The following is a 21012-nucleotide window of genomic DNA, read 5'->3' as shown; positions in this document are numbered from 1 at the left end:
CAGCATGGTCAGCACCGGCCCCGGGTCATATAGCGGAACCGGATGGTAGCACTGCGGAGCATTCCGCAGGGTGCACAGCGGGGGAGATCTGAAAACGCCTGAAGGTCTGTGGAAGGATCCCTCTTGGTCGCCTCGAGCACCTCTAATAACGAAACCGCTAACACCGCCGACAGCACTGATGGTGCCACTCGCCGGCTCTCATTCGCAAAGATTCACGAACCTCTTGACGTTCCGAATCTGCTTGCCCTCCAGACGGACAGCTTCGACTGGCTGGTCGGAAATGAGCGCTGGCAGGCACGCGTGGCAAAGGCTGTCGAAGAAAACGATCTCAGCGTCGCCACCACGTCCGGCCTGTCGGACATCTTCGAAGAGATCTCCCCGATCGAGGACTTCCAGGGCACCATGTCCCTGAGCTTCTCCGATCCGGAGTTCGCTGACCCCAAGTACACCATGGCCGAGTGCAAGGACCGGGACGCTACGTACTCGGCTCCGCTGTACGTCAAGGCCGAGTTCATGAACAACAACACGGGCGAAATCAAGCAGCAGACCGTGTTCATGGGTGACTTCCCGCTGATGACCGAGAAGGGCACCTTCGTCGTCAACGGCACCGAGCGTGTCGTCGTCTCCCAGCTGGTCCGTTCCCCGGGCGCCTACTTCGAGCGCGCCGCCGACAAGACCAGCGACAAGGACATCTTCACCGCGAAGATCATCCCGTCCCGCGGCGCCTGGTTCGAGCTCGAAATCGACAAGCGCGACCAGGTCGGCGTCCGCCTCGACCGCAAGCGCAAGCAGTCCGTCACGGTCCTGCTGAAGGCCCTCGGCTGGACCGAAGGCCAGATCCTCGAAGAGTTCGGCCAGTACGACTCCATGCGGGCAACCCTGGAGAAGGACGCCACCGAAACCCGCGAAGACGCGTTGCTGGACATCTACCGGAAGCTGCGACCGGGCGAGCCGCCCACCGTCGAGGCTGCCCAGTCCCTGCTGGACAACCTGTACTTCAACTCCAAGCGCTACGATCTGGCCAAGGTTGGCCGCTACAAGATCAACCGCAAGCTTGGCATCGACCGCTCCCTTGGCGACAAGGAAGCTTCGGTCCTGCACGTTGAAGACATCGTTGCCATGATCAAGTTCCTCGTCGCGCTGCACGCCGGCGAGAAGACCATCAAGGGCACCCGTGACGGCCAGGAAGTGGACCTGCGCGTCGAAATCGACGACATCGACCACTTCGGCAACCGCCGCATCCGCGCCGTCGGCGAGCTCATCGAGAACCAGGTCCGCACCGGCCTGTCCCGCATGGAGCGCGTGGTCCGCGAGCGTATGACCACCCAGGACGTCGAGGCCATCACGCCGCAGACCCTGATCAACATCCGCCCCGTGGTCGCCGCGATCAAGGAGTTCTTCGGAACCTCCCAGCTCTCGCAGTTCATGGACCAGAACAACCCGCTCTCGGGCCTGACCCACAAGCGCCGCCTGTCCGCGCTTGGCCCCGGCGGTCTGTCCCGTGACCGTGCCGGCATGGAAGTCCGTGACGTGCACCCGTCCCACTACGGACGTATGTGCCCCATCGAAACTCCTGAAGGCCCGAACATTGGCCTGATCGGTTCGCTGGCTTCCTACGGACGCATCAACCCGTTCGGCTTCATCGAGACCCCGTACCGCCTGGTCAAGGACGGCGTCGTTTCCGACGACGTCCAGTACCTGACCGCCGACGACGAGGCCGAGGTGCTGATCGCCCAGGCCAACGCGCCGCTGGACGAGAACAAGAAGTTCGCCGAAGACACCGTCCTGGTCCGTGCCCGCGGTGGTGGAGGCGAGCCTGTCCTCGTTCCCGCCGCCGACGTCGAGTTCATGGACGTTTCCCCGCGCCAGATGGTGTCCGTGGCTACCGCCCTGATCCCGTTCCTCGAGCATGACGATGCCAACCGTGCACTCATGGGTGCCAACATGCAGCGCCAGGCCGTGCCGCTGGTCCGTTCCGAGGCCCCCTTCGTGGGCACCGGCATGGAACGCGCCGCAGCCGTCGACGCCGGTGACGTTGTCATCGCGAAGAAGGCCGGCGTGGTCACCGAGGTTTCCGCCGAGCTCGTCATCATGCTCAACGACGACGGCACCGAGACCAACTACCGCATCAACAAGTTCGCCCGCTCCAACCAGGGCAACTGCTACAACCACCGTGTCCTGGTGAATGAAGGCCAGCGCCTGGAAGTTGGCGGCATCATCGCCGACGGCCCGGCAACGGACCAGGGCGAGCTCGCCCTCGGCAAGAACCTGCTCGTGGCATTCATGTCATGGGAAGGCCATAACTTCGAGGACGCCATCATCCTCTCGCAGCGCATTGTTGCCGAGGACGTCCTTTCCTCCATCCACATCGAGGAGCACGAGATCGATGCCCGCGACACCAAGCTTGGTGCCGAGGAAATCACCCGTGACATCCCCAACGTGTCCGAGGAAGTCCTGGCGGGCCTGGACGAGCGCGGCATCATCCACATCGGTGCCGAGGTTGAAGCAGGGGACATCCTGGTCGGAAAGGTCACCCCGAAGGGTGAAACCGAACTGACCCCGGAAGAGCGCCTGCTGCGCGCCATCTTTGGTGAGAAGTCGCGCGAAGTCCGCGACACCTCCCTGAAGGTTCCCCACGGCGAGTCCGGCACCGTCATCGGCGTTCGCGTCTTCGACCGCGACAACGACGACGAGCTGCCCCCGGGCGTGAACCAGCTGGTCCGCGTCTATGTCGCTGCCAAGCGCAAGATCACCGACGGCGACAAGCTCGCCGGCCGCCACGGCAACAAGGGTGTCATCTCCAAGATCCTCCCCGTTGAGGACATGCCCTTCCTTGCCGACGGCACCCCCGTTGATATCGTCCTGAACCCGCTGGGTGTTCCGGGCCGTATGAACGTCGGCCAGGTGCTCGAAACGCACCTCGGCTGGGTTGCCAAGACCGGTTGGAAGATCGAAGGCGAGCCTGAGTGGGTCAAGCAGCTGCCGAACCTGCCGCGCGAGAGTGGCCAGACCACTGTTGCAACGCCGGTGTTCGACGGCGCCCGCGAAGAGGAAATCACGGGCCTGCTGGACTCCACCAACGTGACGCGTGACGGCGAACGCCTGATCAACTCCTCCGGCAAGACCCGCCTGTTCGACGGCCGCTCCGGCGAGCCGTTCCCGGATCCGATCTCGGTCGGCTACATGTACATCCTGAAGCTCCACCACCTGGTGGACGACAAGATCCACGCGCGCTCCACCGGCCCGTACTCCATGATCACGCAGCAGCCGCTGGGTGGTAAGGCACAGTTCGGTGGCCAGCGCTTCGGTGAAATGGAAGTGTGGGCGCTCGAAGCTTACGGCGCCGCCTACACGCTCCAGGAGCTTCTCACGATCAAGTCTGACGACATCCATGGTCGCGTGAAGGTCTACGAAGCCATCGTCAAGGGCGAGAACATCCCCGAGCCGGGTGTTCCCGAGTCCTTCAAGGTCTTGATCAAGGAAATGCAGTCGCTGTGCCTGAACGTGGAAGTCCTCTCCACGGACGGAACCACAATTGAAATGCGTGACTCTGATGACGCAGTCTTCACGGCTGCGGAGGAACTGGGTATCGATCTGTCCCGTGCAGAGCCCAGTTCCGTAGAAGAGGTTTAGCAGGCGGGCGTACCGGGAAAGCAGCGCGCCACCCGCGCTGCCTTTTCCGGTACCTCACCTCCCTCTTTCCGTAACCCAAGACTTCAGAATTTAGAGAACAAGAGAGAACAGGGACCATATGTCCAGCGAATCCTCCTTCGGCCTCATGCAGATCGGCCTCGCCACCGCGGAAGACATCCGCGGCTGGTCTTACGGCGAGGTTAAGAAGCCGGAAACCATCAACTACCGCACGCTCAAGCCCGAGAAGGACGGCCTCTTCTGCGAGAAGATCTTCGGCCCCTCCCGGGACTGGGAATGCTACTGCGGTAAGTACAAGCGCGTGCGCTTCAAGGGCATCATCTGTGAGCGGTGTGGCGTTGAAGTCACCCGCGCAAAGGTCCGCCGCGAACGCATGGGCCACATCGAGCTGGCCGCCCCGGTCACGCACATCTGGTACTTCAAGGGTGTTCCCTCACGCCTGGGCTACCTCCTTGACCTGGCGCCGAAGGACCTCGAAAAGGTCATCTACTTCGCTGCCTACATGATCACCAGCGTTGATGAAGCCGCCCGCCACGAGGAACTGCCCAACCTGCAGGTTGAGCACGACATCGAGAAGAAGCAGCTCATCGACAACCGCGACTCCGACATCGCGGCGATCGCCCGCGACCTCGAAGGCGAAATCGCCCGCCTCGAAGGCGAAGGCGCGAAGGCTGCCGACAAGAAGAAGGCCCGCGACTCCGCCGACCGCCAGATGGCCAACGTGCGCAAGCGTGCCGACGCCGACATCGAGCGCCTCGAGCAGGTCTGGGACCGCTTCAAGAACCTGAAGGTCGCTGACCTTGAGGGTGACGAAGGCCTGTACCGCGAGCTGCGCGACCGCTACGGCATGTACTTCGAAGGCTCCATGGGTGCCGAAGCCATCAAGAAGCGTCTTGAGAGCTTCGACATGCAGGCTGAATCTGACCTGCTGCGCGACATCATCGCCAACGGCAAGGGCCAGCGCAAGACCCGCGCCCTGAAGCGCCTGAAGGTGGTCAACGCGTTCCTGACCACCAACAACAGCCCGCTTGGCATGGTCCTCGACGCCGTTCCGGTGATCCCGCCGGAACTGCGCCCCATGGTCCAGCTGGACGGTGGCCGCTTCGCGACCTCCGACCTCAACGACCTGTACCGCCGCGTGATCAACCGCAACAACCGCCTCAAGCGCCTGCTTGACCTGGGTGCTCCGGAGATCATCGTCAACAACGAGAAGCGCATGCTTCAGGAAGCTGTTGACAGCCTCTTCGACAACGGCCGCCGCGGCCGTCCGGTCACCGGACCGGGCAACCGTCCGCTGAAGTCCCTGAGCGACATGCTCAAGGGCAAGCAGGGCCGTTTCCGCCAGAACCTCCTGGGCAAGCGCGTCGACTACTCGGGCCGTTCGGTCATCGTCGTCGGCCCGCAGCTGAAGCTGCACCAGTGCGGCCTGCCCAAGCAGATGGCGCTGGAGCTCTTCAAGCCGTTCGTGATGAAGCGCCTGGTTGACCTCAACCACGCCCAGAACATCAAGTCGGCCAAGCGAATGGTTGAGCGTTACCGCCCGCAGGTCTGGGACGTGCTGGAAGAGATCATCACCGAACACCCGGTGCTGCTCAACCGTGCACCTACCCTGCACCGCCTCGGCATCCAGGCCTTCGAACCGCAGCTTGTTGAAGGCAAGGCAATCCAGCTCCACCCGCTGGTTTGTGGCGCCTTCAACGCCGACTTCGACGGCGACCAGATGGCAGTCCACCTGCCGCTGAGCCCCGAAGCCCAGGCTGAAGCCCGCATCCTGATGCTGTCCTCCAACAACATCCTGAAGCCCTCTGACGGACGCCCGGTCACCCTGCCGTCGCAGGATATGATCATCGGCCTCTACCACCTGACCACCAAGCGGAAGGGTTCGGCCGGTGAAGGCCGCATCTTCGGCTCGGTCGCAGAGGCCATCATGGCGTTCGACGCCCGCGAGCTGCACCTTAACTCGCAGGTCAAGATCCGCCTCGAAGGCTTCGTGCCGTACGCAGGCTGGGAAGCTCCGGAGGGCTGGGAGCCGGGTCAGCCGGCACTCGTCCAGACCTCCCTGGGCCAGGTTCTCTTCAACGAGACGCTGCCCGAGGACTACCCGTGGGTCGAGGCTGTTGCCGACAAGGGCGAACTGTCCCGCATCGTCAACGACCTCGCCGAGCGCTACCCGAAGGTCGTCACCGCGGCAACGCTGGACAACCTCAAGGATGCCGGTTTCTACTGGGCCACCCGCTCGGGCGTTACCGTCGCCATCTCGGACATCGAGGTTCCGGCCGCAAAGCCTGCGATCCTCGCCGGTTACGAGGAACGCGCCGCCAAGATCCAGGGCCAGTACGACAAGGGCCTGATTGACGACGACGAGCGTCGCCAGGAACTGATCGAAATCTGGAACAAGGCAACCAACGAGATCGCCCAGGCAATGCGCGACAGCCTGTCACCGATGAACACCATCAACCGCATGGTGTCCTCCGGTGCACGTGGTAACTGGATGCAGGTCCGCCAGATCGCGGGTATCCGTGGCCTGGTGGCCAACCCTAAGGGTGAAATCATCCCGCGCCCCATCAAGTCCTCCTACCGCGAGGGCCTGTCGGTGCTGGAGTACTTCATCGCCACGCACGGTGCCCGTAAGGGCCTGGCTGACACCGCTCTGCGTACCGCAAACTCGGGTTACCTGACCCGTCGCCTTGTGGACGTGTCCCAGGACGTCATCGTCCGCGAAGAAGACTGCGGCACCGAGCGTGGCCTGGTCACGCCCATCGCCGTCGCCGATTCCAACGGCGAGCTGGTCCTGGACGAGAACGTCGAGAACAGTGCCTACGCACGTACCCTCGCCGTCGACGTCGTGGATTCCGAGGGCAAGGTCCTTGCGGCGGCCGGCACCGACTGCGGCGACGTGGTCATCGACGAGCTGTTCAAGGCAGGCATCACCGAGGTCAAGGTCCGCTCCGTACTCACCTGTGAGTCCAGCGTCGGAACCTGTGCCCTGTGCTACGGCCGTTCACTGGCAACCGGCAAGACCGTGGACATCGGCGAGGCCGTGGGCATCATCGCCGCACAGTCCATCGGTGAGCCCGGTACCCAGCTGACCATGCGTACGTTCCACACCGGTGGTGCAGTCTCCGCCAGCGGCGGCGACGACATCACCCAGGGTCTGCCCCGTATCCAGGAGCTCTTCGAAGCCCGTACTCCGAAGGGTGTTGCACCGATTGCCGAAGCAGCCGGCCGCATCACCATCGAAGAGTCCGAGCGCCAGATGCGCCTGGTCATCACCCCCGATGACGGAACCGAAGAGATCGCCTACCCGGTCCTGCGCCGTTCACGCCTGCTGATCGAGGATGGCGACCACGTCACCGTCGGCCAGAAGCTAATCAACGGACCGGTGGATCCCAAGCAGGTCCTGCGCATCATGGGTCCGCGTGCGGCACAGAAGTTCCTGGTGGACGAGGTCCAGGGCGTGTACCGCAGCCAGGGCATCGGTATCCACGACAAGCACGTCGAGGTTATCGTCCGCCAGATGCTGCGCCGCGTCACGGTCATCGAGTCCGGCGAGTCGGACCTGCTGCCCGGCGAGCTCGCCGAGCGCAGCCGCTTCGAAGATGCCAACCGCCGCGTTGTGTCCGAGGGCAAGACTCCGGCATCCGGACGTCCTGAGCTCATGGGCATCACCAAGGCGTCGCTGGCCACCGAGTCCTGGCTGTCCGCAGCTTCCTTCCAGGAGACCACCCGCGTCCTGACGCAGGCGGCCATGGAAGGAAAGAGCGATCCGCTGCTGGGCCTCAAGGAGAACGTCATCATCGGTAAGCTGATCCCGGCCGGCACGGGCCTCCCGCGCTACACCGAGGTCACCGTGGAGCCCACTGAGGAAGCAAAGGCCAACCTGTTCACCGGCCCCAGCGCCTTCAGTGACTTCTCGTACGACACCCTGGGCGGGGATGGAGCTCCCGAGTTCCACGCCATCCCGCTGGATGACTACGACCTGGGCAACGACTTCCGCTAAAGCGGCAGTCCCGCTGATTGATGGAAGGCCCCGTCCCCGCACCGCGGGGACGGGGCCTTCCCGTTGGGGCGGCATGGCCCTGATTAAGGGGTACGGGCCGTCCATGCTAGACTTGTTACCAATTGTTATTGTGGCAGTGGATGAGTGCGCCGGTACCAGCTGAAAGGCTGAACCAGAGCGACGTTTCCGGTTTGCAGGGTTCTTGTGCAACGTATGCCACATTTTTGCATGCCTAGGGGCCATTGAAGACGTAAGTCAGTTCCTATGGATGCGATCCGACTATTAAGGCTTCGCCTTCGCCGCCATGGAGAACTTCTTCAAGGCCCGGGCGGCGGGGCAACGCAAAGGAGAGTGGCCGGAAGCGGCCACTCCGGATAAAACGGAGAACACGAGAGTGCCTACGATTAACCAGCTGGTCCGCAAGGGCCGCACGCCTAAGGTCTCAAAGACCAAGGCTCCCGCGCTTAAGGGCAGCCCCATGCGCCGCGGTGTCTGCACCCGCGTCTACACCACCACCCCGAAGAAGCCGAACTCGGCTCTGCGTAAGGTGGCACGTGTGCGCCTCAACGGCGGCGTGGAAGTTACCGCTTACATCCCCGGTGTTGGCCACAACCTGCAGGAGCACTCCATTGTGCTCGTTCGCGGTGGTCGTGTGAAGGACCTTCCGGGTGTCCGCTACAAGATCGTCCGTGGTGCCCTCGATACCCAGGGTGTCAAGAACCGTAAGCAGGCACGCAGCCGCTACGGCGCAAAGATGGAGAAGAAGTAATATGCCTCGCAAGGGTCCGGCCCCCAAGCGGCCGCTCGTACTAGATCCCGTTTACGGCTCCCCGCTGGTCACCCAGCTCATCAACAAGGTGCTCGTTGACGGCAAGAAGTCCACTGCAGAGCGCATCGTCTACGGTGCCCTCGAAGGCGCCCGTGCCAAGTCCGGCGGCGACCCCGTAGCAGCCCTCAAGAAGGCCATGGACAACGTCAAGCCTTCCCTCGAGGTCCGCTCCCGCCGTGTTGGTGGCGCAACCTACCAGGTTCCGGTCGAGGTCAAGCCGGGCCGCTCCACCGCCCTCGCCCTGCGTTGGCTGGTTGGCTACTCCAAGGCCCGCCGCGAAAAGACGATGACCGAGCGCCTCCAGAACGAAATCCTGGATGCATCCAACGGTCTCGGTGCCGCTGTGAAGCGTCGCGAAGACACCCACAAGATGGCCGAGTCCAACAAGGCCTTCGCACACTACCGCTGGTAATACTCCCGGGCGCCGCCGGCTCAACCGAGCCGGCGGCGAACGCGTAGTCAATCCCAAAAGGAGACCCCGTGGCACAGGACGTGCTTACCGACCTTAGTAAGGTCCGCAACATCGGCATCATGGCCCACATTGATGCCGGCAAGACCACCACCACCGAGCGCATCCTGTTCTACACGGGTGTGAACCACAAGATCGGCGAAACGCACGACGGCGCTTCGACCACTGACTGGATGGAACAGGAAAAGGAACGCGGCATCACCATCACGTCTGCCGCCGTGACCTGCTTCTGGGAAAACAACCAGATCAACATCATCGACACCCCCGGCCACGTTGACTTCACCGTAGAGGTTGAGCGCTCCCTGCGCGTCCTCGATGGTGCCGTTGCCGTCTTCGATGGCAAGGAAGGCGTTGAGCCCCAGTCTGAGACCGTTTGGCGCCAGGCTGACAAGTACAACGTTCCCCGCATCTGCTTCGTCAACAAGATGGACAAGCTCGGTGCCGACTTCTACTTCACCGTAGACACCATCATCAGCCGCCTCGGCGCCAAGCCGCTGGTCATGCAGCTGCCGATCGGTGCAGAGAACGACTTCATCGGCGTTGTGGACCTGCTCTACATGCGCGCCCTCGTGTGGCCCGGCGATGCCAAGGGCGACGTGACCATGGGTGCCAAGTACGAAATCCGCGAGATCCCGGCCGACCTCCAGGCAAAGGCTGACGAGTACCGCGCGAACCTCGTTGAGACCGTCGCCGAGTCCTCCGAAGAACTCATGGAGAAGTACCTTGAGGGCGAAGAGATCTCGATCGATGAGCTCAAGGCCGGCATCCGCAAGATGACGATCAACTCCGAGCTGTACCCGATCTTCTGCGGTTCCGCATTCAAGAACCGTGGCGTCCAGCCCATGCTCGATGCAGTCGTGGACTACCTGCCGAACCCGCTCGACGTCCCCCCGATGATCGGCCACGATCCTCGCGACGAAGAGAAGGAACTGACCCGCAAGCCTTCCTCCGAAGAGCCGTTCTCCGCTCTCGCGTTCAAGATTGCGGCCCACCCGTTCTTCGGCCAGCTGACCTTCATCCGCGTGTACTCCGGTCACGTGGAAGCAGGCGCGCAGGTGGTTAACTCCACCAAGGGCAAGAAAGAGCGCATCGGCAAGCTGTTCCAGATGCACGCCAACAAGGAAATGCCCGTTGAGGGCGCTACCGCCGGCCACATCTACGCAGCCATTGGCCTGAAGGACACCACCACGGGCGACACCCTGTGTGACTCCGCGAACCAGATCGTCCTCGAGTCCATGAGCTTCCCGGAGCCCGTGATCTCGGTTGCCATCGAGCCGAACACCAAGGGTGACCAGGAGAAGCTCTCCACGGCCATCCAGAAGCTCTCCGCTGAGGACCCCACCTTCCAGGTGTCCCTCAACGAAGACACCGGCCAGACCATCATCGCCGGCATGGGCGAGCTCCACCTGGACATCCTGGTGGACCGCATGCGCCGCGAGTTCAAGGTCGAAGCCAACGTGGGCAAGCCGCAGGTCGCCTACCGCGAAACCATCAAGCGTGCTGTGGAGCGTCACGACTACACGCACAAGAAGCAGACCGGTGGTTCGGGCCAGTTCGCAAAGATCCAGATTGCGATCGAGCCGCTGGACACTGCCGAGGGCGAGCTGTACGAGTTCGAGAACAAGGTCACCGGTGGCCGCGTTCCCCGCGAGTACATCCCGTCGGTTGACGCTGGTATCCAGGATGCGCTGAACGACGGCGTCCTGGCCGGCTACCCGGTTGTTGGCATCAAGGCAACGCTGATTGACGGCGCCTACCACGATGTCGACTCCTCGGAAATGGCGTTCAAGATCGCCGGCCGTATGGCTTTCAAGGAAGCTGCACGCAAGGCGAACCCTGTCCTGCTCGAACCGCTGATGGATGTCGAGGTCCGCACCCCTGAGGAATACATGGGTGAAGTTATTGGTGACCTCAACTCCCGCCGTGGCCAGATGCAGTCCATGGAAGATGCACAGGGCGTCAAGGTCATCCGTGCGCACGTCCCGCTGTCCGGCATGTTCGGCTACATCGGTGACCTGCGCTCCAAGACCCAGGGCCGTGCTGTGTACTCCATGACGTTCAACAGCTACGCCGAGGTCCCGAAGGCTGTTGCCGACGAGATCATCCAGAAGAGCCGCGGCGAATAGTCCCCTGGGACTTTTCTAAGCGAACAACCTCGGGTGCGCCTGCCGGAAGCGGTCAGCGCAGCCGGTGCAGGTGGCCGGGCCGGTCGGATTCATCCGGTCAAGCCGGGTCCCGGCCATCTGCACGAACAGGCTCAAGGCACTAGTATTAGTTCCTGAATCTGCAATTTCACCAATCCAAAGCCCCCCAAGTAGACTTACCTGAGTTTCCGCCGCGACAAGCGCGGCTGAAGGGTACGTCATTTGAAAACGTTCTAGGAGGAACCTGTGGCAAAGGCAAAGTTCGAGCGGACTAAGCCGCACGTTAACATCGGCACCATTGGTCACGTTGACCACGGTAAGACGACGTTGACGGCCGCCATTTCCAAGGTGCTGTACGACAAGTACCCGGATCTCAACGAGAAGCGCGACTTCGCGTCGATCGACTCTGCTCCCGAAGAGCGTCAGCGCGGTATTACCATCAACATCTCCCACGTGGAGTACCAGACCGAGAAGCGCCACTACGCACACGTAGACGCTCCCGGTCACGCTGACTACATCAAGAACATGATCACCGGTGCTGCCCAGATGGACGGCGCAATCCTCGTGGTTGCTGCTACCGATGGCCCCATGGCTCAGACCCGCGAGCACGTTCTGCTCGCCCGCCAGGTTGGTGTTCCCTACCTGCTGGTCGCCCTGAACAAGGCTGACATGGTTGACGATGAGGAACTGCTGGACCTCGTTGAAATGGAAGTTCGTGAGCTCCTCAGCTCGCAGGGCTTCGATGGCGACGAAGCACCGGTTGTCCGCGTTTCAGGCCTCAAGGCCCTGGAAGGCGACCCCGAGTGGGTCAAGTCCGTTGAGGACCTGATGGCTGCTGTGGACGAGTCCGTTCCGGACCCCATCCGCGACCGCGACAAGCCCTTCCTGATGCCGATCGAGGACGTCTTCACCATCACCGGCCGTGGCACCGTTGTTACGGGCCGCGCCGAGCGTGGAACCCTCGCCATCAACTCCGAGGTCGAGATCGTCGGCATCCGTCCGGTCCAGAAGACCACGGTTACCGGTATCGAGATGTTCCACAAGCAGCTCGACGAAGCATGGGCCGGCGAGAACTGTGGCCTCCTGCTCCGCGGTCTGAAGCGCGACGATGTCGAGCGTGGCCAGGTTGTCGTCAAGCCGGGTTCCATCACCCCGCACACCGACTTCGAGGCTAACGTCTACATCCTCTCCAAGGACGAAGGCGGGCGTCACAACCCGTTCTACTCCAACTACCGCCCGCAGTTCTACTTCCGTACCACGGACGTAACCGGCGTTATCACCCTGCCCGAGGGCACGGAAATGGTTATGCCCGGCGACAACACTGAGATGACCGTTGCGCTCATCCAGCCGATCGCAATGGAAGAGGGCCTCGGCTTCGCAATCCGCGAAGGCGGCCGCACCGTTGGTTCAGGACGCGTTACCAAGATCATCAAGTAATTCTTGTTGAACTGAAGAACAGCCCCGCTGCTACTGCAGCGGGGCTGTTCTTTTCGGTTAACGCGGCCCTGATACTGTTGCTGGACCGAAAGGAGTTCACCATGGGCTGGCTAATTTTCCTGATCATCGCGGTTGCCGTCGTGGCCGGTGTGTTTTGGGCCAGGCGGTATTTCCGCCACGAGATCGACCGCGCGAAGCGCATCAACAGGGCTAACAAGGAGCTGTAGCTGCTCACGGCGCCCCCGCCGGGAGCACAAACTAGGCCTTGCCCGCTTTCCTTGCGCGGCTGAGTTCCTGGTACCAGTAGAAGGACTGTTTCGGGGTGCGCGCCTGGGTGTCAAAGTCCACATGGACCAGTCCGAAGCGTTGTGAATATCCGGCCGCCCACTCGAAGTTGTCCATGAGGGTCCACACGTAGTAGCCCCGGAGGTCCACGCCGGAAGCGATCCCGCCCGGAGCGGTGGCATCAAGGGCTGCCCCAAGGTGCGTGGCCAGGTAGCGCACCCGCTCCTCGTCCTGCCATGTTCCGGACACGGTCTCGGGCTCAGGGAAGCTGGCGCCGCCCTCGGTGATGAACACCGGCGGCAGTACTTCGCCGTACCGGTCGTGGAGCTCTTTCAGCAGGACACCCAGATGATCCGGGGCCACAGGCCAACCAAACCCGGTGCTGTCGTATTCCGGGTAGCCCACCTCGTGGAAGGGCAGTCGCGCCACCGCTTTGTGGACATCTGCCGGGATTGATGCTGCGCCGCGTCCCAGGGCCACCTTCACGGGGAAGTAGTAATTCAGGCCGTAGAAGTCCAGTGGCTGGTGGATGGTCCGCAGATCGGCGTCGGAGATCCTGCCGATGGAGCGCAGCCATGGCTTGGCATACAGGGGAAGCTTCGGGTAGCGGCCCAGCAGCACGGGATCTGCGTAGATCCGGTTCATCAGCAGGTCATAGAGGTGGGCTACGAGCCGGTCACCTATCTTGCCGCTGGCGGGCCGCACGGGCGCGTGCAGGTTGGTCACCCCGATGCCTCCGGTTACGCCGGCTGCCCGCAGTGCCTGCGCACCAAGGCCGTGGGCCAGCAGTTGGTGGTGAATGGACGGGAGTGCGTCGAACATGAGCGCATGGCCGGGGGCATGCACGCCCAGGGCATAGCCGTTCAGGGTCACCGAGACGGGTTCGTTCAAGGTGACCCACTGCGCCACACGGTCCCCGAAGCGTTCGCCCGCGGCACTGGCATATTCGCCGAAGCGCTCGGCTGTCTCCCGGTTCATCCAGCCGCCGCGGTGTTCCAGCGGCAGCGGGGTATCCCAGTGGTAGAGCGTAGCCATCGGGCTGACCCCGGCCGCAAGCAGCTGGTCCAGGAGCCGGTCGTAGAAGTCCAGTCCTTCTTTGTTGAAACCGCCGCGCCCTTCGGGTTGGATCCGCGGCCAGGACAGTGAGAAGCGGTAGGAGTCCACCCCAAGGTCCTTCAGCAGGGCCACGTCCTCTGGCAGCCTGTTGTAGTGGTCGCACGCCACGGCGGGGGAGTGGCCGTCCACGATGGCGCCCGGCTTCTCGGCGAAGGCATCCCAGCCGGAGGGCCCCCGCCCGCCGTCGGCCAATGCTCCTTCAATCTGGAAGGCAGCAGCGGCTACCCCCAAAGTGAACGACGCCGGCATCCGGCTGGCGAGTTCGGTCGCCGAGTCTGTGCTTTCCAGGGTCATGCCCCTATCATCCATTCGGTTGGGACGAGGGGCAATGGCCCCGGAAGAAGCACCCGCAGCCGGGCGTGAGCGGCGCCGATTCGCTTCTGCCGCCAAATTCCGGCATACTAGATGAGTTGTTCAAGCGCTTCTTCGCGTCCCGATCCGGATAATGCCGGATGCCAGGGTCCAAGTGGAAGACCAAACATAACCCACTCCCCATGGAATAGCGGATTTGTATGCGTGCACAGCGCGACACGCCCGACCGCGGGGGTCGGTTGCGCCGGCAAGGTGAGGAACCCGGATTATCCGGATTCAGCTTGTGCGGCGGGTGGTAGTTACGACTTCAAATGCTTCGGCAGCCATACAACGAGAAATGAACAGGGCAGCCCTAACCAGGGGAAGCACAGACTGAAAGAGAGTCAGGCGACATGGCGGGACAAAAAATCCGCATCCGGCTGAAGTCATACGACCACGAGGTCATTGACGTTTCAGCACGGAAGATCGTTGAGACGGTCACGCGCGCAGGCGCAACGGTAGTGGGCCCCGTGCCGCTGCCTACGGAGAAGAACGTTTACTGCGTGATCCGCTCTCCGCACAAGTACAAGGACAGCCGCGAGCACTTCGAAATGCGCACGCACAAGCGTCTTATCGACATCATCGATCCCACGCCGAAGGCTGTTGACTCGCTCATGCGTCTCGACCTGCCGGCTGACGTGAACATCGAAATCAAGCTGTAGGGAGGTGCTGAGAGACTATGACCGCAACCCGTAACGTAAAGGGCCTGCTGGGCACGAAGCTCGGCATGACCCAGGTCTGGGACGAGAACAACAAGCTCATCCCCGTCACTGTGGTCCAGGCAGATTCGAACGTCATCACCCAGCTGCGCAACGCAGAAGCTGATGGCTACGTCGCCGTTCAGATCGGCTACGGCCAGATCGATCCCCGCAAGGTCACCAAGCCGCTGGCTGGTCACTTTGAAAAGGCGGGCGTCACGCCTCGCCGCCACGTCGTCGAACTCCGTACCGCAGATGCTGCTGAGTACGAGCTGGGCCAGGAGCTCTCCGTAGAGGTCTTCGAAGCCGGCCAGAAGATCGACGTCATCGGCACCACCAAGGGTAAGGGCTTCGCCGGTGTTATGAAGCGTCACGGCTTCCACGGCGTTGGAGCTTCCCACGGTGCCCACAAGAACCACCGTAAGCCCGGTTCAATCGGTGGCGCATCCACCCCGAGCCGCGTCTTCAAGGGCATGAAAATGGCCGGCCGCATGGGCGCCGTTCGTCACACCACGCTGAACCTCACGGTCCACGCGGTTGACGTCGAGAAGTCGCTGCTCCTTATCAAGGGTGCCGTTCCCGGCGCCCGCGGCCAGGTCGTCCTCGTACGCACCGCCGTGAAGGGAGCCTAGTCCAATGGCTAACACTGTCCAGGTTGACCTGCCTGCAGAGATCTTCGACGTCCAGACCAACGTGCCGCTGCTGCACCAGGTTGTCGTTGCCCAGCTCGCTGCTGCTCGCCAGGGTACCCACAAGACCAAGACCCGCGCTGAAGTTTCCGGTGCAGGACGCAAGCCGTTCAAGCAGAAGGGCACCGGCCGCGCCCGTCAGGGTTCAATCCGTGCTCCTCACATGACCGGCGGTGGCGTTGTCCACGGTCCCACCCCGCGTGACTACAGCCAGCGCACCCCCAAGAAGATGATTGCTGCTGCACTGCGCGGCGCACTGTCTGACCGGGCACGCAACGGGCGCATCCACGTTGTCGCCGAGCTGGTAGAAGGCTCCAAGCCTTCCGCCAAGGCTGCACTTGCAGCGCTGCGCGGCGTCTCCGACCGCAAGAACCTGCTGGTCGTCATCGAGCGCGCCAACGATGTTGCAGCACTGTCCGTGCGCAACCTCGCCGGTGTTCACGTTCTGTACGCAGACCAGCTGAACACCTACGACGTTCTCGTGTCTGATGACGTTGTCTTCACCAAGGCTGCCTACGACGCATTCGTTGCCGGCAAGGCAGTGGCAAAGAATGAGGAGGATGCCAAGTGAGTGCAGCCACCATCAAGGATCCGCGCGACGTCGTGCTTGCACCCGTCGTGTCGGAAAAGAGCTACGGCCTGATCGACGAGGGCAAGTACACCTTCCTGGTGGACCCCCGTTCGAACAAGACCGAGATCAAGCTGGCCGTGGAGAAAATCTTCTCCGTCAAGGTCGACTCGATCAACACCATCAACCGTGCCGGTAAGCGCAAGCGCACCAAATTCGGATGGGGTACCCGCAAGAACACCAAGCGTGCGATTGTCACCCTCAAAGAAGGCACCATCGACATCTTCGGCGGTCCGCTCTCGTAGCGGAGACCACTTTAACGAGGAAATAAATTATGGGAATCCGTAAATACAAGCCGACTACCCCGGGCCGTCGTGGCTCGAGCGTAGCGGACTTCACCGAAATCACGCGGTCGACTCCGGAAAAGTCGTTGGTACGTCCGCTGCCCAAAAAGGGCGGTCGTAACAACACCGGTAAGATCACCACCCGTCACAAGGGTGGCGGACACAAGCGCCAGTACCGTCTGATCGACTTCCGTCGTCACGACAAGGACGGCGTGGACGCCCGCGTTGCTGAAATTGAGTACGATCCGAACCGTACGGCTCGCATCGCCCTCCTGCACTACGTTGATGGCACCAAGCGTTACATCATCGCCCCGAACAAGCTGTCCCAGGGTGACTTCGTAGAGGCCGGCGCCAACGCTGACATCAAGCCTGGCAACAACCTGCCGCTGCGCAACATCCCCGTGGGTACCGTTATCCACGCAGTTGAACTGCGTCCGGGTGGCGGCGCCAAGATGGGCCGCTCCGCCGGTGCATCCATCCAGCTTGTTGCCAAGGAAGGCCGTTTCGCCCAGCTGCGTCTGCCTTCCGGCGAAATCCGCAACGTTGACGTGCGCTGCCGCGCAACCGTCGGCGAGGTCGGCAACGCCGAGCAGTCGAACATCAACTGGGGCAAGGCCGGCCGCATGCGCTGGAAGGGCGTCCGCCCGACCGTCCGTGGTGTCGCCATGAACCCGGTTGACCACCCGCACGGTGGTGGTGAGGGTAAGACGTCCGGTGGACGTAACCCCGTCAACCCCAACGGTCAGCGGGAAGGCCGCACCCGCCGCCCCAACAAAGAGAGCGACAAGCTTATTGTTCGTCGCCGTCGTACTGGCAAGAACAAGCGATAGGAGCCTGGACACATGCCACGCAGCCTGAAAAAAGGTCCTTTCGTCGACCAGCACCTCTTTGTGAAGGTAGCCAGGGAAAACGAAAAGGGCACCAAGAACGTCATCAAGACCTGGTCCCGCCGTTCGATGATCATCCCCGACATGCTGGGACACACGATCGCCGTACACGACGGACGCAAGCACATTCCGGTGTTTGTCACTGAGTCGATGGTCGGGCACAAGCTCGGCGAATTCGCTCCCACGCGGACATTCCGCGGCCATGTCAAGGACGACCGTAAGGGCAAGCGCCGCTAGGCGCCTGCACTTACGTCAAAGACGAGAGAAGGAAAGCAATGGAAGCCAAGGCAATTGCGCGCCACATCCGCGTAACGCCTATGAAGGCCCGGCGCGTCGTCAACCTTGTTCGTGGATTGCAAGCGAATGAGGCTCTGGCAATTCTGAAGTTTGCCCCCCAGGCAGCTTCGGAGCCGGTATTCAAGGTAGTACAGTCGGCAATCTCCAACGCCCGGGTCCTCGCGGACCGCGACGGCGTGGCGTTTGACGAAGGTGACCTCATCATCAGCGAAGCGTTTGTTGATGAAGGCCCGACCATGAAGCGGTTCCAGCCGCGTGCCCAGGGTCGTGCATTTCAGATCAAGAAGCGCACCAGCCACATCACCGTGGTAGTCGCTACCCCGGAGAAAGAGGAGGCTCGCTAAGTGGGACAGAAAGTAAACCCGCACGGGTTCCGACTCGGCATCACCACCGATCACGTATCGCACTGGTTCGCTGACAGCACCAAGGCCGGCCAGCGGTACAAGGACTTCGTTCGCGAAGACATCCGCATCCGCCAGCTCATGTCCACGGGCATGGAGCGCGCCGGTATCGCCAAGGTTGAGATCGAGCGCACCCGTGACCGCGTCCGCGTGGACATCCACACGGCCCGTCCCGGCATCGTCATCGGCCGCCGTGGAGCAGAAGCAGACCGCATCCGCGGCGAGCTCGAAAAGCTCACCGGCAAGCAGGTCCAGCTGAACATCCTCGAGGTCAAGAACCCCGAGATGGAAGCCCAGCTTGTTGCCCAGGGCGTTGCTGAGCAGCTGACTTCACGTGTGGCGTTCCGCCGCGCAATGAAGAAGGCCATGCAGTCTGCGCAGCGTGCAGGTGCCAAGGGCATCCGTATCGCCTGCTCCGGTCGACTGGGTGGCGCTGAAATGTCCCGCTCGGAGTTCTACCGCGAAGGCCGTGTGCCCCTGCACACCCTCCGCGCGAACATCGACTACGGCTTCTACGAAGCCAAGACCACCTTCGGCCGCATCGGCGTGAAGGTCTGGATCTACAAGGGTGACGTCACCGCCAAGGAACTGGCCCAGCAGGCCGCTTCCGCCCCGTCCCGTGGCCGCGGTGCCAGCGACCGTCCGGGCCGCCCGGGTGGCGCTGACCGTGGTGACCGCCGCCGTCGCAACGACCGCCCGGCCGCTGACGCAGCTCCTGCTGCCGAGGCTCCGGCAGCTGAGGCAGCTGCAGCCGCACCGGCACAGGCTGTAGAAGGAGGACAGGCTTAAATGCTTATCCCACGTCGAGTCAAGCACCGTAAGCAGCACCACCCGGGTCGTTCCGGCGCTGCTACGGGCGGCACCAAGGTCTCCTTCGGTGAGTACGGCATCCAGGCCCTGAGCCCGGCATACGTCACCAACCGTCAGATCGAGTCTGCCCGTATCGCGATGACCCGCCACATCAAGCGTGGCGGTAAGGTCTGGATCAACATCTACCCGGACCGTCCCCTGACCAAGAAGCCTGCCGAAACCCGCATGGGTTCCGGTAAGGGTTCACCGGAATGGTGGGTCGCAAACGTCAAGCCGGGCCGGGTTCTCTTCGAGATCTCCGGTGTCGAGGAATCGGTAGCCCGCGAGGCACTGCGCCTGGCAATCCACAAGCTCCCGTTGAAGGCACGCATTCTGCGTCGCGAAGGTGGTGAATAGAAATGGCAGTAGGATCCAAGGATCTGGCTCCCGCACAGCTGGACGGTTTCGACAACGAGCGTCTCGTTGAAGAACTCCGCAAGGCCAAGGAAGAGCTGTTCAACCTGCGTTTCCAGTCCGCCACCGGACAGCTGGAGAACCACGGTCGTCTGCGCGCGGTAAAGAAGGACATCGCCCGCATCTACACCGTTCTCCGTGAGCGCGAGCTGGGCATTCGTGCCGAGGTTGCCGCACCGGTTGTGGAAGCCAAGGAAGAGAAGAAGTCCAAGAAGGCCGCAACCAAGAAGGCCGAGCCGGCTGAAACGGTTGAGACCGAGGAGGATGCCAAGTGAGTGAAAAGGACGAGAACGTGACGGAAACTGCTACCGCAGCCACGGCTGAGCAGCGCGGTTACCGCAAGACGCGTCGCGGCTACGTGGTCTCTGACAAGATGGAAAAGACCATCGTTGTCCAGGTTGAAGACCGCGTGAAGCACGCCCTGTACGGCAAGGTCATCCGCCGTACCTCCAAGGTCAAGGCTCACGACGAGAACAACACCGCCGGCATCGGCGACCTCGTTGTTATCGCCGAGACCCGCCCGCTGTCCGCCACCAAGAACTGGCGGCTCGTGGAAATCCTCGAGAAGGCCAAGTAGCACCTGCTGCTTCGGTAACCGGAAACCCCTGCTCCCCTGGGAGCGGGGGTTTCCGCTTTAACGGCGTGGACGCGTGGTGACCGCACGACGGCGGTGCTGCGGCTTCCCGGGGGAGTGGCACGCAAGGTGCGCCGAAAGAATCCTGCGCATGGCGCCGTCGTGCCCCCCGACGCTCTCTCACTTAACGTCGGTTTTTGGCCGATGCTCTCTCACTTTCCTGAGGACAGTGAGAGAGCGATGACCGAAAAGGCGCATTAAGTGAGAGAGCGTCCGACAGCGGGGAGCGGCGCCGGGGGCGGGCCGTCAGGCTGCGGTGCGTAACGGCGTCGTCCGCCTTGCGGGGGAGCGCCGGCGGTGATATGGGGACTGGCCGGAACTGTGCTAAGATTTTGAGTTTGTATGGCGCCTTTCGTGCGCCGTCATCAACCTCGTAAACAAGCGTGCCACGGCATAGTGCCCCCTTGCGCCCAGGAGCAGTCCTGGACCGGATGGGAGCAACTGCTTCTGGCACGGGAGTTTAGGCCTGGTCTGGCAAAATCCAGGCAGGTCAAGAGACACCCCGATCAACCGTTCCGCAAGGCTCATTCCGTAGGAAGATTTTCGGTCTGAGAACCGGCGCGACGCAAGGAGTAAATAGTGATTCAGCAGGAGTCGCGACTCAAGGTCGCCGACAACACGGGTGCTAAGGAAATCCTTACCATTCGCGTTCTCGGTGGATCTGGCCGTCGCTACGCAGGCATCGGTGACGTCATTGTCGCCACCGTCAAGGATGCAATCCCGGGCGGCAACGTAAAGAAGGGCGATGTTGTCAAGGCAGTCATCGTCCGTACCAAGAAGGAACGCCGCCGTGCGGATGGTTCCTACATCAAGTTTGACGAGAACGCAGCTGTGATCCTGAAGGGCGACGGTGACCCCCGCGGTACCCGTATCTTCGGACCGGTTGGTCGTGAACTCCGTGACAAGAAGTTCATGAAGATCGTTTCTCTGGCTCCGGAGGTGCTCTAGT

At 62.4% G+C, this 21012-nt stretch carries 20 protein-coding genes; 19 read left to right on the top strand and 1 reads right to left on the bottom strand.

The window, feature by feature from the left end:
* Positions 1-123 precede the first annotated feature (123 nt).
* The 7 genes from rpoB (at position 124) to SMD14_RS14540 (ending at position 12757) form a co-directional block, all read left to right on the top strand.
* Positions 124-3633: a DNA-directed RNA polymerase subunit beta gene (gene rpoB, locus SMD14_RS14570; protein WP_157241602.1), complete on the top strand. Its 3510-nt coding sequence runs from the start codon at positions 124-126 to the stop codon at positions 3631-3633.
* Positions 3634-3751: 118 nt separating this feature from the next.
* Positions 3752-7651, top strand: a complete 3900-nt coding sequence (locus SMD14_RS14565) for a DNA-directed RNA polymerase subunit beta' (protein ID WP_157241603.1) — start codon at positions 3752-3754, stop codon at positions 7649-7651.
* Between the two features lie 394 nt (positions 7652-8045).
* The gene (rpsL, locus tag SMD14_RS14560; RefSeq protein ID WP_009358312.1) at positions 8046-8420 is read left to right on the top strand and encodes a 30S ribosomal protein S12; all 375 of its coding nucleotides are present in this window, start codon (positions 8046-8048) and stop codon (positions 8418-8420) included.
* 1 nt (position 8421) lies between these two features.
* Entirely contained in the window at positions 8422-8892 is a 471-nt protein-coding gene (rpsG, locus tag SMD14_RS14555) for a 30S ribosomal protein S7 (RefSeq protein WP_026531948.1), read from the top strand.
* A gap of 68 nt (positions 8893-8960) precedes the next feature.
* Positions 8961-11075, top strand: a complete 2115-nt coding sequence (gene fusA, locus SMD14_RS14550) for an elongation factor G (RefSeq protein WP_321214080.1) — start codon at positions 8961-8963, stop codon at positions 11073-11075.
* Positions 11076-11339: 264 nt separating this feature from the next.
* The gene (gene tuf, locus SMD14_RS14545; protein WP_104998637.1) at positions 11340-12530 is read left to right on the top strand and encodes an elongation factor Tu; all 1191 of its coding nucleotides are present in this window, start codon (positions 11340-11342) and stop codon (positions 12528-12530) included.
* Positions 12531-12631: 101 nt separating this feature from the next.
* On the top strand, positions 12632-12757 hold the full coding sequence (locus tag SMD14_RS14540; protein WP_255428758.1) for a hypothetical protein: 126 nt from the start codon (positions 12632-12634) through the stop codon (positions 12755-12757).
* 31 nt (positions 12758-12788) lie between these two features.
* Here the strand turns inward: SMD14_RS14540 and SMD14_RS14535 are convergent, their stop codons facing one another.
* The gene (locus SMD14_RS14535) at positions 12789-14225 is read right to left on the bottom strand and encodes a GH1 family beta-glucosidase (protein WP_157241604.1); all 1437 of its coding nucleotides are present in this window, start codon (positions 14223-14225) and stop codon (positions 12789-12791) included.
* 410 nt (positions 14226-14635) lie between these two features.
* Between SMD14_RS14535 and rpsJ the strand changes: the two genes are divergently transcribed.
* From rpsJ to rplN, 12 genes are all read left to right on the top strand, one after another.
* Positions 14636-14944: a 30S ribosomal protein S10 gene (gene rpsJ, locus SMD14_RS14530; protein ID WP_003803825.1), complete on the top strand. Its 309-nt coding sequence runs from the start codon at positions 14636-14638 to the stop codon at positions 14942-14944.
* A gap of 17 nt (positions 14945-14961) precedes the next feature.
* Positions 14962-15612, top strand: coding sequence for a 50S ribosomal protein L3 (gene rplC / locus SMD14_RS14525; RefSeq protein ID WP_013601833.1), 651 nt, complete (start codon positions 14962-14964; stop codon positions 15610-15612).
* 4 nt (positions 15613-15616) lie between these two features.
* Positions 15617-16240 (top strand): 50S ribosomal protein L4, encoded by a 624-nt coding sequence (rplD, locus tag SMD14_RS14520; protein ID WP_104998635.1) that lies wholly within the window; start codon positions 15617-15619, stop codon positions 16238-16240.
* Positions 16237-16542, top strand: coding sequence for a 50S ribosomal protein L23 (gene rplW / locus SMD14_RS14515; protein WP_102975110.1), 306 nt, complete (start codon positions 16237-16239; stop codon positions 16540-16542). Before rplD ends, rplW begins: the two co-directional genes overlap by 4 nt.
* A 29-nt stretch (positions 16543-16571) precedes the next feature.
* Complete coding sequence (gene rplB, locus SMD14_RS14510) at positions 16572-17411, top strand: 50S ribosomal protein L2 (protein ID WP_066277871.1); 840 nt, start codon at positions 16572-16574, stop codon at positions 17409-17411.
* A gap of 12 nt (positions 17412-17423) precedes the next feature.
* The gene (rpsS, locus tag SMD14_RS14505; protein WP_003803803.1) at positions 17424-17705 is read left to right on the top strand and encodes a 30S ribosomal protein S19; all 282 of its coding nucleotides are present in this window, start codon (positions 17424-17426) and stop codon (positions 17703-17705) included.
* 38 nt (positions 17706-17743) lie between these two features.
* Positions 17744-18109 (top strand): 50S ribosomal protein L22, encoded by a 366-nt coding sequence (gene rplV / locus SMD14_RS14500; protein ID WP_009358304.1) that lies wholly within the window; start codon positions 17744-17746, stop codon positions 18107-18109.
* Entirely contained in the window at positions 18110-18955 is an 846-nt protein-coding gene (gene rpsC, locus SMD14_RS14495) for a 30S ribosomal protein S3 (protein WP_321214079.1), read from the top strand.
* The gene (gene rplP / locus SMD14_RS14490; RefSeq protein ID WP_013601829.1) at positions 18956-19372 is read left to right on the top strand and encodes a 50S ribosomal protein L16; all 417 of its coding nucleotides are present in this window, start codon (positions 18956-18958) and stop codon (positions 19370-19372) included. It abuts the gene before it with no gap.
* 2 nt (positions 19373-19374) lie between these two features.
* A complete protein-coding gene (gene rpmC, locus SMD14_RS14485) occupies positions 19375-19704 on the top strand; it encodes a 50S ribosomal protein L29 (protein WP_013601828.1) in 330 nt (109 codons plus the stop codon).
* Positions 19701-20006, top strand: coding sequence for a 30S ribosomal protein S17 (gene rpsQ / locus SMD14_RS14480; RefSeq protein ID WP_013601827.1), 306 nt, complete (start codon positions 19701-19703; stop codon positions 20004-20006). Before rpmC ends, rpsQ begins: the two co-directional genes overlap by 4 nt.
* A 636-nt stretch (positions 20007-20642) precedes the next feature.
* On the top strand, positions 20643-21011 hold the full coding sequence (gene rplN, locus SMD14_RS14475) for a 50S ribosomal protein L14 (RefSeq protein WP_009358299.1): 369 nt from the start codon (positions 20643-20645) through the stop codon (positions 21009-21011).
* The last annotated feature ends 1 nt before the right edge of the window (position 21012 follow it).

Source organism: Pseudarthrobacter oxydans (genome assembly GCF_034258515.1).
In the GTDB taxonomy this organism is placed as follows: Bacteria; Actinomycetota; Actinomycetes; order Actinomycetales; family Micrococcaceae; genus Arthrobacter.
The sequence above is the reverse complement of the archived record's forward strand: the minus strand, read 5'-3'. Positions and strand labels throughout refer to the sequence as shown.

Bases quoted from the DNA above. Each gene is read 5' to 3' on its own strand.
- SMD14_RS14565 (WP_157241603.1), top strand. From the start codon at position 3,752: ATGTCCAGCGAATCCTCCTTCGGCCTCATGCAGATCGGCCTCGCCACC.
- rpsS (WP_003803803.1), top strand. From the start codon at position 17,424: ATGCCACGCAGCCTGAAAAAAGGTCCTTTCGTCGACCAGCACCTCTTT.
- rplD (WP_104998635.1), top strand. From the start codon at position 15,617: ATGGCTAACACTGTCCAGGTTGACCTGCCTGCAGAGATCTTCGACGTC.
- SMD14_RS14535 (WP_157241604.1), bottom strand. From the start codon at position 14,225: ATGACCCTGGAAAGCACAGACTCGGCGACCGAACTCGCCAGCCGGATG.
- rplC (WP_013601833.1), top strand. From the start codon at position 14,962: ATGACCGCAACCCGTAACGTAAAGGGCCTGCTGGGCACGAAGCTCGGC.
- rplB (WP_066277871.1), top strand. From the start codon at position 16,572: ATGGGAATCCGTAAATACAAGCCGACTACCCCGGGCCGTCGTGGCTCG.
- rplV (WP_009358304.1), top strand. From the start codon at position 17,744: ATGGAAGCCAAGGCAATTGCGCGCCACATCCGCGTAACGCCTATGAAG.
- rplP (WP_013601829.1), top strand. From the start codon at position 18,956: ATGCTTATCCCACGTCGAGTCAAGCACCGTAAGCAGCACCACCCGGGT.
- rpsJ (WP_003803825.1), top strand. From the start codon at position 14,636: ATGGCGGGACAAAAAATCCGCATCCGGCTGAAGTCATACGACCACGAG.
- SMD14_RS14540 (WP_255428758.1), top strand. From the start codon at position 12,632: ATGGGCTGGCTAATTTTCCTGATCATCGCGGTTGCCGTCGTGGCCGGT.
- rpsG (WP_026531948.1), top strand. From the start codon at position 8,422: ATGCCTCGCAAGGGTCCGGCCCCCAAGCGGCCGCTCGTACTAGATCCC.
- rpmC (WP_013601828.1), top strand. From the start codon at position 19,375: ATGGCAGTAGGATCCAAGGATCTGGCTCCCGCACAGCTGGACGGTTTC.